Source organism: Pseudonocardia sp. TMWB2A, assembly GCF_017312135.1.
Genome location: NZ_QKQY01000002.1, coordinates 5,588,813 through 5,603,271, shown reverse-complemented (window position 1 = coordinate 5,603,271; position 14,459 = coordinate 5,588,813). Strand labels below are relative to the sequence as shown.

The following is a 14,459-nucleotide window of genomic DNA, read 5'->3' as shown; positions in this document are numbered from 1 at the left end:
CGCGACGTCGCCACCGAGTTCCCCGCGGGCACCCGACCCTCTGACCGCATCCTCAGCCGGTTGATCGCCGGCGACCTCGACCGGGCCCGTGCGGACGTCGCCGTCGCCGTCCTGCACCGCGACGGCGGCATCTGGGCCGAGCCCGGAGTGCTCCCGGGCGCCCTCGGCCCGCTTCCGGACACGATGCCGCGGATGCCGCGCGGCCTCGTCGACGGCGAACCGCTGTACCCGCTGCTCACCCGACCCGACGGCGACGGCTCCGCCCCGCCGCCCACCGGGCTCGTGGTCGCCCCGCCCGGGTCGCCGTTCCTCGGTGCGCTGCTGGACTCCCCGCGTCTGGCCGAGGACGGTTTCGTCGCCGGTCGGCTGCACGAGTACCTGGAGAACCGGGGTCTGGTCGACCTCGACGCGCCCCGCGACCCGAACGCGGTGCGCGCGCTGCGCGACGACCTGGAGTCGGGCCGCTACCGCGTCGATGACGACGTCCTGGCCCCCTGGACCGGTCCCGACGCCGGTCCCCGGCGCGGCGACGGGCCCGCGGGGGCCGGTACGTCGACCCGCGCCGGCGGTCCCGGCCCGGACCGGCTGCTGCGCGTCCGGACCGTCGGCGCCGACCAGCGCCGCGCCGTCGCCGAGCTGATCGACGAGATGGTCCCCGGCCGCCACCGTCGCCGGGACCGGGCGGTGGCCGAGCAGCTCGACGAGATGCTGCAGGCCCGTCCTGAGGCGCTGCACAGCGGCCTGCCGTTCGACGTCCGGGTCGGCGGCCGGGTCTACGAGGCCGTCGTCGCGATCGGCGAGGACCCGACCCGTCCGGGTCCGGCCCGCGGTGCGGACGCCCCCGCGGCCACCGACGGCACCGAGCAGATCCGCCGGGGCACCGCCAACCACGTCGAGGGCCTCGACCACACCTCCGGCCTGTCGGTCCCGGTCGTCGGCACCGGCGGTTCCATCACCGGCTTCGCCGGCGGCGGGATCACCCTCGGCGGCAGCGACACCGTGCACCACCGCACGCGCAAGACCGTGAACGTCGACGTCGGCTACGACGGCAAGCACGCCCCGGCCGGCGACGTCCCGGTGCGCTTCACCGTGACGCTGCGCGACGACTCCGGCGCCCTCGTCGGACCGGGCCCGCGCACCCTCGCCGGCACCGCGAGCGGCTGGTTCGACACCGCCGACCGCAGGCCCGGCGGGCGCGTCCCCGCCCCGCTGGACGGGACCGCGGGCCCCGCGCTGTCCAACGCCGCGGTCCTCGACATCCGCACCCCCGGCGTCGACGCCGCACTGGCCGCGCTGGCCGGTCAGCTCCCGCCGGCGCTGGTCAGGCCCGGGACCCCGGGACACAACCGGCTCGCGCACTTCCTGTCCGACAACACCCTCACCCACCACTTCCAGCGGCTGACCGGCGGCTGGATGAAGTCCGACGAGCTGGCCGTCGGCGGTGGCCGGTCGGCGTTCGTGATGGCCCGGCTGGTCCCCAGGGCCGGCTCGTGGCGCGGTCCGGTCGCCGGGAAGACGACGCTGTCCCAGCGCATCGACTGGGGTGTGGAGTCCGGCCGCAGCCGGGGACGCGGTGTGTCCGGTGAGCTGCGTGGCGGCTGGCGGGTCGCTCCGAAGTTCCTGTTCATGAACCTGGGGCCCTACGTCGGCGCGGGCTGGAACCACCGCCGCGGGTGGGCCGCCAACCACATCAGCGCCTCCCGGCGCAACGTCGACCAGACCCGGCTGCAGGCCTTCGACGTCGACTTCGACCTGGAGATGAAGGTCGCCTGGGGCTCGACGAGCGAGACCGCCCCGCCGGTGCGGGTCCCGGTCGAGACCCTGCTCGCCGACGACCCGCACAACGCCCGCGACGCCGGCCTACCGGTCCCCGACGAGATCCGCGACGCCCCCCGTTCGGCCCGCACCGACACCCTGCCGCCCTACATCGCGGCGGGCCGCGGCATCGGTCGCGCCCACGTGCACTCGCTGGGCGACGCCCCGGCCCGGCTGCGGGAGCGCATCGAGCGGATCGCCGCCTCCGAGGAGGGCGGCATGGCCTCGCTGGTCGACCACGACGGGTCGCAGCGCACGGCGTCGAAGGCCGGCACGGTCGAGGGCTTCAGCGAGAGCTGGCGGATGCTCGACCACCAGACGACCCACGCCGTCCTCGGTGCGACGGCCGACCAGCTCTACGACGGCGGCGTGCACCTGCTGTACTCCCGGGACGGGGTACGGCACACCGAGTACCTGCACGTCCGCGTCGACGCGGTGATGTCCGACGTCGTCGACGAGGGCCCGCGGGCGGGCGTCGCCGTGAAGACCAGCGCGGGCCACCGCAAGGAGTCCACGGCGAGCTCGGGCAGCGCGTTCGACGCCGGGTTCGGCGGCCGGTTCGGCCTGAGCTTCGACGTCGGCCCGGTGTACCTGGGCGGGACGGCCCGTGCCGGGTACGCCCACGGCGGCGACGCCGGGGGCGCGGTCGGCACCGTCACCGGCCGGCGCAGCGTCGGCGGCCCCGGCGGCGACGCGCACCGGGTCACCGGCGTCAACACCTACCGCGTGACGGCGGAGAGGTTCGCGGTCACCAACGCGTTCGGCCGGGTCACCGGCGTCGGCACGCCGGGCCTGCAGGCCGTCGAGCGGACCCCGGTGCGCGACGTCGCCGAGCCGCCCGTCGCCGAGCCGTTCGCCCTCGACGTGCCGAAGGACGAGATGCTGCGGCCGGGCGCGCCGCCGCACCTGCGGCGCATCCCGATGCCGGGCGCCCCGACGGCCACCCCGATCCGGCCGAACCGGACCAATCTCGCCCCGACCCTGCGGCCCGACACGATCATCACCTGGGTCGGCGGGGCGGGCGCCCGGCGCGCGGCCATGGAGGCGGCGTTCGACGCGACGACCGGTGCCGGGGTGCTCGCCCGGTCCGGCACCGATGACGGCCGCGCCCTCGACATGACCTTCGGCCCGGAGCGGGTCGCCAACGACCGCACCGTCACGCAGAAGGGGATCGGGACACCGGTCTTCGTGCACAAGGGGCGCCTGTTCGACCGGCGCGGCACGGGCGAGGGCGAGCTGATGCTGTACCGCCCGCGGATCCTGTCGGTGGACCACGCGCCGCCGGTGGACCGTTCCCGCAGCGAGGTCGTCTACAGCGGTGGCCTGGCCTCGGGCAGCAGCAACCGCACGCACACCGTCACCGGCCGCACCGGCGTCGAGATCAGCGACAAGGCGCTGACGGCGCAGGACATCGCCGCGGCCGACGGGCACCCGACCGGCTCGGGCGGCGCGCACGCCGGCTACAGGGCGTCGCACCGGGCCGGGCGGTCGCGCGGCACGGCGGGGGCCAGCGAGACCTTCCACGACCTGGGCAGCAGCCGCTCCTACGTGGTCGTCATGGACGGGGTCTTCAAGGCGACGGCCCGCACGACGGTGACCAACCAGCTCCTGGACCTGGTGCGCACGCCGGCCGAACGGACCGCGACCCGCTACGTCGAGCTGCGCCGGCAGGTCTACGTCTCCGCCGGTGAGGCGCAGCTGCGGGACTGGGGGCTGCTGCCCCCGGAGCTCCCGCGCCCCGACACGTCCGAGGTGCCCCTGCTGGTGCCGTCGCGGCTGCGCGGGACCTCGCCGGTGGTGGGCCTGGGCTGGGCCATGGACGAGGACATCGCCCGCCCCCTCGCCGACCTCGCCGCGAAGATCCCCGGGCACTTCGACGGAAGGCTCCCGGCGGCCGACGTCCGCACCCTGACCGAGCGGTTCACCGACCCGCAGCGCGGGTTCACCGCGACGGACCTGAAGGGCATGCAGGACAGCCTGGGCGGCAACGGCCTGACCTTCACCGGCTCCCGCGGCGGCGTGGTCGGCCACCACGACCTGACCGGGACCCTGCGGTTCGTGCCCGACCCGGCACCGGACGCGGCGCGGGTGGAGCGGGTCGTCCACGACGGGCACGCGCCGAAGGTCGAGCAGTACGTCAGCGACCAGCGGATGAGCGTGACCGCGGTGTCGTCCGGGCCGAGCGCCGACATCGGCGGCAGCGCGGGAGGCCGGGAGGGCTCCGTCGACGGGAGCGCGCACTACGGCGGCGGGCTCGCCGCCGCGGGCGCGTCCTGGTCCTCGACGACCCACCGCCCCGACGCGACGGCCCACACCTACCGCGGCTGGCGCTGGCTGGGATCCGACGGCCCGACCGCGATCCTCGGCCGCGACGGGCATCTGGAGCTGTCGGTGTCCCGGAACGGGACGACCACCCCGTCGCTGGCCTCGGTGCCGTTCACCCTGCGCCGGCGGGTCCCGGTGTCGTTCCTGTCGACCCGGCCCGACCCGGCGGTCCCGCCGCCGGACCAGATGCGTCCGGCGGCCGACGGGCGCCCCGCGGCGACGGTCGACCCGGAGACCGTCCTCGGCAACATCCGGGGCGACGCGCAGCGCGCCCGGACCGCGTTGCAGCAGGCGCTGCAGACCGCGGACGTCCCCCGGGCCTGGACGACCCCGGGGGAGCCCGGCCACCACGCCCTCGACGCGATGTTCACCCCCGAGTACCTCGACACCTGGATCCCGCTGCTGCTCGACGGCCCGACCGACCTGCCGCCGGTCGCGCACCCGAGCCTGCCCGGGTACGTGCTGACGCCGCGGCTGCGCATCGTGCCCGAGTCGCTGTACACCGAGGCCGTGTCGGCCCAGCTCGGGGTCGGTGCGGAGTCCAACTCCATGACCTCGACGGTCGCCGGTCCCTACAGCGACGTGTCCGGTGGCGTCGGCGCCGGACTGCTCGGGGACGGCCGCACCGTCGGCGAGTCCCGCGGGGACCTGCGCGGCGACGCCCAGGGGCAGGCGTCGGCGAGCAACCGGTCGATGCAGCTGCCCCTGACCGGACGCGAGCACGAGACCAAGCTCGGCGGCTCGGTCCGGATCCTCGGTGGCTCCTACCGCTACGACGTCGAGGCGGTCCTCACCCGGCCCGGTCGCGACGACCTGCACGTCGCGGGCACGACGCGCGGCGGGGACCTGCGCCTGTTCATCGCCGAACGCGACGCCGAGACGCTGCTGGGCCCGATGCCGGCCGATGTCCGTTCCGCGATGACCGAGGAGAAGGCCCGCGCGGACGACTGGCGCGCCGCCGACAAGGAGCTCGTCGCGGTCCAGCACCGCTACGACGCGCTCTGGCTCGACACCCCCGCGGCGGACCGCCCCCGCCTGGAGGGCCTGCGCGGCGAGCAGACCGGTGACATCGCGACCGACCTCCGTGTGGCCGGCGAGAAGTACGCCGACGCCGCCCGCGGGTGGGCCGAGGCCAAGACCGAGCTGGACCGGCGCACCGCGGAGTGGGTGCAGCGGCGTCCGGTGGCGTCCGCACCGCTGCCGCCCCGGGTGCCGCGGCTGGCCACGATCCCCGAGGGCGAGGAGCCCCCGGCGACCCCGCCGTCGCCGCCGCGCCCCGCCGACACCTCCTCGGAGCGGGCCCCGCGCTCGTCGACGGTCACCGGGCCGCGCACGACCACCGGGCCGGCCACGGACCCCGGAGCGAAGGCTTCCGGGGCGAAGGACGCCGGTGCGAAGGACGCCGAGGCGAAGGACCCCGGTGCGAAGGACCCCGGCAGGAAGGACGCAGGCGGGAAGGACGCAGGCGGGAAGGACGCAGGCGGGAAGGACGCAGGCGGGAAGGACGCCGGCACCGCGCGCGACACCCCGGCGCCGACCCGGCCGGGGAGGAGCACGGCCCCGGCTGGCCCCGGGACGGTCGTGCACCCGCCCCTCCCGGCGCCGGAGATGCCGACGCGACCGCAGATGGACGCCCTCCGTGTCGCCCTGGACAACCGCGGGCTGCGCTCCAGCCGCGACGACTCGTTCGAGGTCTACCAGCGCTGGCGCGAGCAGGGCCGCCCGGTGCCGGGGTCACCGACCGAGCTGGCCCGCGCCGCGGTCGAGCACGCCCACCGGAACGGGTACACCGCCGAGGGACGTCTCACGACCGCGGTCACCGGCCGGGACGGGGCCCCGCGGCCGTTCGTGTCGCCGGACCGCTGGGCACACCTGCTGCAGGGCGACACCGCGGACTCCGCCGTGGCCGTCGTGGAGACCTGGCACGGAGCTCCCCGGCTGCCCGACGCGGGCTACCGCCGCCCGGCGGACGAGGTCGTCGCCGAGGGGCTCGGCACCGAGCTGGTCGCCGTCGGCGACGGCGCGGGCGCGTGGGCCGCGGTGTCCACGGCCGTCCGGGACGCGGGGCACGGTTCCTCGGCCGTCGTGGAGGCCGTCCGGGACACCGGCCGGCGGGGGCCGCGCGTCGCTCCCGCCACCTGGGTGCTGCTCCAGGACGGGGACACCCAGTGGCTGGTCGACCCGCGTGCGGGCACCGCGACGCGGGTCGGGCCCGACGGTCCGCCCGCCGTCCGCGGGGTGCGCGCCGCCGCGGTCACCGGCGGCCGGGCGCCGCTGCCGCTGCCCACCCACCCGGCCGGGCCGGAGACCCCGCCGCGCCCGGAGCCGACCCCTCGCCCGGAGCCCGCGCCGCGTGCGGAGCCGACCCCTCGCCCGGAGCCCGCGCCGCGTGCGGAGCCGACCCCACGCCCGGAGCCCGCGCCGCGTGCGGAGCCGACCCCACGCCCGGAACCTGCGCCGCGGACGGAGCCGACGTCGCGGACGGAGCCGACGGAGCCGGATCCGATGGAGGAGTCCGTCCCGGACGCCGGCGGACCCGTCCTCACCCCGCTGCGGCTCGCGGAGATCCGCTCCGCGCTCCGGGACCTGCGCGACGACGCCGGGCTGCCCCGCACCCCGCCGGACGCGGCCGACCTCGACGCCCGCCGCGCGTTCGACCGCTGGTCCGCGCTCGACCGCGAGATGCCGGCCGACGCGCGCCGGCTCGCCCGTGAGGTCGCCGAGGTCGCCCTGACCGGCGGTGTCCTGCGGCTGCGCGGCGGCGCCCCCGACGGTCCGGCCCACCGGTCCGGCCCCGTCGCCGACACCCCCGCGACGCGGCCGGACGGCGCTCCCGTCCCGCGGCCGTCCGTCCCCCGGCCGGACGGTGTCCTGCGCGCCGCGGTGACCCGGGTCCGGCGGCTCATGACCGGCCCCGGCACACCGCTGCCGACACCGGTCTCCGCCGGGCGTGCGCTGCCGGTCTCCCTGCTGCGCAACCACCGCTTCGCGCTGCACCGGGACTGGGCACGGATGCTCACCGGCACCTCGTTCGACGTCCACCTCGCCTTCCACGACATGTGGCAGGGCAGGCCCCGGGCCGCGGGACCGGACGTCCCGGTGGCCGACCGGTTCGAGGCCGTCACCCGTGCCCACGGTCGCCCGCCGGTGCGGGTGGGTACCGGCCCGGACGCGCTGCTGTCGGTGGCGGCGACCGTCCGGTCGGCGGGACACGGGGCCGAGGCCCTCGTCCTCGCCTCGGGCGGCCCGCTGTACGACGGCTCCGCACACACCCTGGTCAACGTGCGGGGCACGGTCTGGCTGGTGGACCCGGCCGCGGGGTCCGCGGTGGACCCGGCGTCGTCGTCGGTGCCGGTCGGCGCGTGGGTGGCGGCCGTCGGCACGGACGCCGACGGTGCGGGCCTGCCGTTCGAGGTGGCCCCGCCCGGCCCGCCTCCGGTCCTGGGCACCGCCCGGGGCCCGCTGGGCGCGTCCCGCGACGGCGTCCCCCTCCGCGTGTCCACCGGGCCCTCGGCCGTGCCCGGCTACCTGCCCGCCGCGCGGGTCGCGTCCTCCCCGCTCGACCCGTCGAGCGCGGCCTGGCGCCGGCAACGCGAGCAGGCCGCACCCGCCGAGGCGGGCGCCGACGTGGTGCAGCCGTGGGTGGACGCCGACGGCCGCCCGGCCGCCCGCGGGACCCGGGCCACCTTCGACGTCCGCCGGTTCGAGGTCGAACCCGGACGCTGGGTGCGGGAGCTGACGCTGGCGATCCGGTTCACCGGCACCCCGCGGGCCGTCGAGGCCGCCTCGGCACTCGCCCGGGAGACGGCCGAGGAGATCAGCGCCCGGAACTACCTGTTCCCGGACGGCGACCAGCTGCACGTCTCGGTCGAGCTGGCCGACCACCGCATCACCCCGCACACGGTCGAGGTGGTCGACGACTCCTACGTGCACGGCACCGACCACTCGCACAGCTCACGCTGGAACCTGGTCCAGATCCGGGACAACCTCGCCGCGGGCCTGCGCTCCACCGCCATGCACGAGATGGCGCACCGGCTCGGCACCGTGGACCGCTACACCCGCGATGCGTCGGACTCCGCGGTCGCCTCCGTGCGGGACTGGACCGGCATCATGGGGGCGCTGGAGAACCGCAGCCGCCTGCTCAGCAACACCGACATCGAGCGCATCGACCTGGCGTCCCGGCACGCGGTGGTCCACAGCCTGCGGCTGCCCACCGCCGACGCCGGCACCGCCGCGGCGGGCCGCGGCCGGCGGGCCGCGCCCGCCGGGGTGCCGGAGATCGTCGTGCAGCCCGCGCCCGACGCCGGGTTCCGGCCCTCCACGGTCCCGTCGGGACAGATGCTCGCCGCCATCGACCGGGCCCTCGCCGGTCGCGGACTCGCCGCCCCCCGCTCGGCGGTCCTGGCCGCCTACTCCCGGTGGAACGAGCGGACCTCCGGCCTGTCCTACACGACCGACCAGCTGGCGGCGCACACCGTCGACCTGATCGAGCGTTCCGGCGAGGCCAGGACGCTGCCGGCGGCACCCCCGGCCGCGGCCGCCGCGGCGGACCCGTTCGCACTGCTCAGCCCGCAGACCGGGCCCCGGCCCGGGGCCGGGATCACCGCGCTGCTGGGCGGCCCCCCGGCCACCCGGCAGGCCCCGGCCGGGCTGGACGCCCTGCTCCTCGGGCGCCCGGCACCCGGGGCCGACGGTCCCGCCCCGGCCGCCGGCCTCGACGCGCTGCTGCTCGGTGATCCGTCGTCGCGGTCCGGTGCGGACGGCGCCGCGCCGGAGCAGCCGCGGGCCGACCGTCGTCCGTCCGGAGGGGAGTGGACCGGGTCGGCCGCGGACGCGGTGGAGTTCCGCCGCCTGTGGCGCGGCGACCCGGCACCGGCCGGCTCCCCGGTCGGCGACCCCGTCGAGCAGGCCTTCGGCGCCCACCCCGCCGACGTGGGTGCCGGCCGGGCCGCCATGGTGCGGGTCGTCCGCGCCGTGGCCGACGCGGGTCCCGGCGCGGACGCGCTGCTGCAGGGGATGCCCGAGCCCCTCCCGGCGGGCACCCGGTCCCGGCGCGGCGACTGGGTCGGCCCGGTCCGCCGCACCTGGCTCCTGGTCAACGACGCGGGCTCGGTACGGCTGGTCGACCTGGCCGCGGGGACGAACGTCGAGGCGACCCCGGGCGGGATCGAGCGGCTGGGCCGGCTGCGGGCCGTCGCCGCCCACCCCGACGGCAGCCCGCTGGACCTCCCGCCGGTCGACACCGGCCGTCCGCGGCTGGACGTCACCGACGAGCCCGGCGCCCGGTTCGCCCTGCGGTCCGACGCGCACCGGCTCCTCGGGCCCGGCCTCGACGGCCACCTCGCACTGCACGACATGTGGTGGGGGCGGCCCCGCCCGGCCGACCCCGACCTCCCGGCCGGCGAGCACGCCGCCGCGGTCGAACGCACCTACGGCCACCCGCCCACCGAGGTCGGGACCGGGCAGGCGGCGCTCGACCGGGCCGTCGAGACGGTCCGCCGGGCCGGCGACGGCGCCGACGCGCTGCTGCTGGTCCGTGCCCCCGGCGACACCACCGAGACCCCGGTCAGCGTCGTCCGGGCCGACGGGCAGACGCTCGTCGTGCTCCCCGACGGGCCCCGCGCCGCCTGGGCGGGGGAGGCCACCGTGCCGGACGGCGCCGTCGTCCGTGCCGTCGGTGTCGGCGCCGACGGCGGCCGGCTGCCGTTCCCGGCCCCCGAGCGGCCGGCACCGGCCCCGCTCCCGGGCCCGGCCGCGCCGCCCCCGCCTGCGGGCCCCGCGCCGGCCCCGCGCCGTGGCCCGGACCCGCTGCTGCTGGCCTGGGACGGGCAGCTCCGTCCGGGGCGCCTCGACACCGGCCCGACCTGGTACCCCGGGACGCTGCCGCGCGCCACGCCGCTCACCGACCCGCTGCAGCCGGGTCCCGCCTGGGAGCGTGCGCTCGCCGCTCCCGGCCGGACGGCGCTCCCGGAGACGCCGCGGGCCGCCGAGGTCGACGGGGCGATGGGCGCCGTCGGCGGCGATCTGCTGTTCGAGGTCCGCCGGTTCGAGGCGGAGCCGGGCCGCCGGGTCACCCACGTGACGCTGCCGATCGTGTTCGACGGCCCGCCCGAGGCCCGGCGGCAGGCCCGCGCACTCGCCGAGGCGGCCGTCGCCCGCGTCAACGGCACCTACGCCTTCTCCGACGGGGACCAGTTCCACCTCGCCGTCGACCCCGATCCGCGGCCGGGCCCCCGGTACCGCATCCGGGTCACCGACGAGGAGCTGGGCGACGGGTTCGACGGGGTCTCCGACCACCGGCACTGGCGGGTCGACCGGATCCTCGACGAGCTCGCCACGACCGGGGCCGACGTCGCCCTGCACGAGCTGCTGCACCTGGTCGGCCTGAAGGACCGCTACGGCGGCGACGCGACCCTGGCGCTGGTCGGCGGCGTCGTCGACACCGACGGTGTCATGGGCGTCCTCGAGACCCGGCGCGACGTGCTCACCCAGGCCGACCTGGACGAGATCGAGACCACGGTCCGCCAGGTCGTCGTCGACGAGCAGCGGCTGCCCGGGGCCCCGGCCGGGATCGACGCCTCGGCCCGCACGACGATCACCCCGGGCGTCGACCAGCGGGAGGCGATCGACACCGAGCTCGCCTCCCGCCGGCTGACCGCGAGCGACGAGGACGTCCGCTCGGTCTACACACGGTGGCGTCGGACCACCACGCCGCTGGCCGTCGACGTCGTCGAGGCCGCCCGTGCCGTGGTCGCGCTCGGGGTGGCGCGCGGAGCGTTCCGGGCCGTCGACGACGCCGTCGCGGGGCAGAGTCCGACCGTGCCGTCGCTCGTCGTCCTCGACCCCGGCACGATCGGCTCCGCCGCGACGAGATCGTCGGCCCCGCGGACGGTGGACGACCTGGCCTGGACCTATTCCGGATCGAACCCCACCTACGCAGCCGAGTTGCACGAGGCCTGGCACGGGCGGTCGCCCGCTCCCCGCGAGGAGCCGTCCGGGCCCGTCGGCACCCGTCGGATGCTGGAGCAGACCTTCGGCACCCCGATGACCCCGATCGGGACCGGTCCGGCCGCGCTCGGCACGGTCATCGACACCGTCCGGGCGGCCGGGCCGGGCGCCGACGCGGTGGTCTGGGGCTCGTTCGAGCGCGACCCCGCGATCCCCGCGACCGGGGAGGGGCATCTCCGGCTGGTCGGGCCGACCTACTGGAACCTGCTCAACGACGGCGGTGCGGTGCAGCTCGTCGAGCTGCGTACCGCTGACGTCGTCCCGGCCACCGGCGACCACCTGAGCCACCTGGGCCGGGTCGAGGCGGTCGGGACCGGCGCCGACGGCGTGGCGCTGGTCTTCCCCCGGGAGGACCGCCCGTTCGTTCCGCGGATCCCGTTCTCCGACGACCCGACGGCCGTGTTCGGCCTGCACGAGCCGACCTGGCGGCAGCTGCGGGGATCCGGGCTCGACGGGCACCTGGCGGTGCACGATCTCTGGTGGGGCCGCCCCCGCGCCACGCCGGACGCCGTCGCGACGCCCGAGCCGGCCGCCGCACCCGATCCGGTCGGCACCGCGGACCCGGCCGGGAGCGGGAGGAACCGGGAGGACGCCCGGGAGCAGATCGAGCGGACGTTCGGGTTCCCGCCGGTCGACATCGGCGCCGGCCCGGACGCGTGGGCCCGGTTCGCCGACGCGCTGCACACCGGTGGCCATGGCGGCTCCGGCCTGGTCCGGATCGAGCACCCGGGCGACGGTCGCGTCGAGACGCTCTCCGTGGTGCAGGTCGAGGGTGACGTTCTCGTACTGACCCCGTCCGACGGCGGCGTCGTGCTCGCCGAGCACGTCGTCGTCCCCGAGGATGCGCGCCTCACCGCGGTGGGCGTCACCGGCGCGGGCGACCGTGTGCGGACCGTCCCGGTCGGCGAGCCGGCACCGTCCGTGCCCGGGCCACCGGCGCCCGAGGCGCCGCCGCTGCCGCCCGCCGACGCCCGTCCGGCCGCCCTCCCCGGCGGTGCGGAGCCGGGCCACCGCGTCGGCCCCCGATGGCACGGGGGCCGTGAGCCGGCGGCGGACTCCGAGCAGCTGTACCGCCGCGACGTCGTCTGGGACGCCCAGCGGGCCGCGGCCCCGGTGACCGTCGTACGGCCCGACGCGGTCACGGTGCTCCCGCCCGACGGACAGGGCACCGGGGTCTCCCGGTACGCCGACCTCGCGCCGGTGGAGGTGCGCCGCTACGAGGTGTTCCCCGGGCACTTCGTCCGTGAGCTGACCGCTGCGGTGCGCCTGGTGGGTGACCCGGCCGCGGTCGCCGAGGCCACCGCGCTGGCCGTCGAACAGCTGGAGCTGCTCAACCACCGCTACCGGCTTCCCGGCGGGGACCAGCTGCACCTGAGCCTCGATCTCTCGCCCACCCGCCCCGAGCACCAGGTCGTCGTGGTGGAGGACGTGCCGTGGGTGCGCGGGCAGTCGGCCACGTCCCATCAGGGGCGCTGGCAGCTGGACCAGATCCGCAGCCTGAAGGCGACGGGGTCCGCCGTCGCGGCGCACGAGCTCTCCCACGTGTTCGGCCTGCCGGACAGGTACGGCCCGCACGGGAACGACGCCGCCGTCGGGGGGACCACCGCGTACGAGGCCCTGATGGGGCCCGACGGCATCCTGGTGTACACCGAGGCCGACCTGGCCCGCCTCGACGCCCTGTTCGGCGGGTCGCAGCTGCCGAGCAGGCCGCTGCCGTCGGTCACCGCGCCGACGGCCGGGGATCGGCTGGTGCCCGGCCACCACCAGTGGGCCGCGATCCAGAACGTGCTGAGGGACCTGGGTCTCCCCGTCGTCCGGGACCACCTCCCGGAGCCGATCGCCCCGGACGGGCCGACCGGGTCCGGCGATGCCGCGGCGACCGCGCGTGACCGCGCGGCGTACCACGGGGACGAGGCCTACCGCACGGCGCTGCTGGACGCCTACGACGCGTGGCGGCGGCGGACCTCCCCGCTGCCCTTCGACGTCGACACGCTCGCCCGTGCGACCGTCGCACTGGCCGAGATGCGCAACCTGGTGCGCGACCTGCTCCCGTTCACCACCGACCGGACGGACCGGTTCGCGCTGCACCGTGGGGCGTGGGAGGAGCTGGCGGACGCCGGTCTCGACGGGCATCTGGCGCTGCACGACCTGTGGCGGGGACGCCCGCGGGAGGTCGTCGCCGAGCCCGCGGCGGATGCGGTCGAGCAGACCTTCGGCGCCCCGCCGGTGGAGATCGGTACCGGCGTCGCCGCCTGGGTGCAGGTCTACAACGGCCTGTTCCACGGCGGGGACGGCAGCTCGGCGCTGGTCCGGATGCACGACCCGGCCACGGGACGGACCGAGACGGTGTCGATGATCCACAGCCGGGGGGCGGTGGTCGTGTTGACCCCGTCCGACGGCGGCGTCGTCGCCGCGGTGCGGCGGGAGCCGGGCGCCGGCGTGGTCGTCTCGGCCGTGGGGACGGACCGCGACGGGAACCCGCTCCGGCTGCACGGTCCCGCCCCGGACGACACCGTGGCCACACCGGGCGGTCCGACCACGGGTGCCGACGAGGTCGTCGTGGCCCCCGCCGCCCCGCCGGTGCACGAGAGCTGGGTCTCCGAGGCGGTCCCGAGCTGGGACGTCGACGGTGACGCGCCCGCCCCCGTGCCCGGCCGTCCACCCGCAGACACCACGAACCGCCCCCGAACGGAGCACCGTCCATGAGCACCGCCCCCGACCACACGCCCGCCCCCGAGGGCGGGCCCGCCGAGCCCGAGGTCCCCGGCACGGCCGAGGACCGGATCGCCTACCTCGTCGACCCCGCCTGGCGGCCGACCCCGGAGCAGTCCCAGCCCGACCCGACCCGGATCGTGGGGGCCTGGATCCTGCGCGCCGACGGCGGGGTCGAGGGGTTCCAGACCAACCCCGACTACGTCCCCGCGGACCCCGGGTCGCCGACCGACCCCGTCGACGCCGTCCTGCAGATCCTGGCCCTGGACCGGGCGGACGGCCTGCGTCCCGAGGAGGAGACCCTCGAGCTGCTCGACACCGTCCTGCTCGAGGCCCGTCTCGGGGTGGCCCTCGACGAGACCGGCGTCGCCGTGGTCCGGCCGGCGCCCGGCGGCGGCGTGGTCCCCGTCGTCACCGCCGCCGCGCACCGCGACCGGGTCACCGGCGTCGCGTCCTGGCGCGAGACCACCGCCGCGGAGCTGGCCGCCGCCCTGCCCGCCGAGGGCGTCGACGTCGTGGTCAACCCCGACTCGCCCGCCCCGGCGCTGATCCCGGCCGCGACGCTGCGCTCGCTCACCGGCGGGGCCCCCACCGGGTGA

Annotated in this window: 2 protein-coding genes (1 of these 2 cut by a window edge); both read left to right on the top strand. The window is 77.6% G+C overall.

Annotation, left to right across the window (positions count from 1 at the left end):
* Positions 1-13,854: the end of a toxin glutamine deamidase domain-containing protein gene (locus tag DMP17_RS40765; RefSeq protein ID WP_337832345.1), read on the top strand. The gene continues 15,288 nt to the left of window position 1, outside the view; the window shows 13,854 of its 29,142 coding nt (coding positions 15,289-29,142); its start codon lies off the left edge, out of view; it ends in the stop codon at positions 13,852-13,854.
* Positions 13,851-14,459 carry a type VII secretion system-associated protein gene (locus DMP17_RS40760; RefSeq protein ID WP_226350136.1) on the top strand — a complete coding sequence of 203 codons (609 nt, stop codon included), beginning with the start codon at positions 13,851-13,853 and terminating at the stop codon, positions 14,457-14,459. The genes DMP17_RS40765 and DMP17_RS40760 overlap by 4 nt, the downstream gene beginning before the upstream one ends.

What these genes read in the sequence shown, in the direction of transcription:
- DMP17_RS40760 (WP_226350136.1), top strand. Translation starts at nt 13,851, where the DNA reads ATGAGCACCGCCCCCGACCACACGCCCGCCCCCGAGGGCGGGCCCGCC.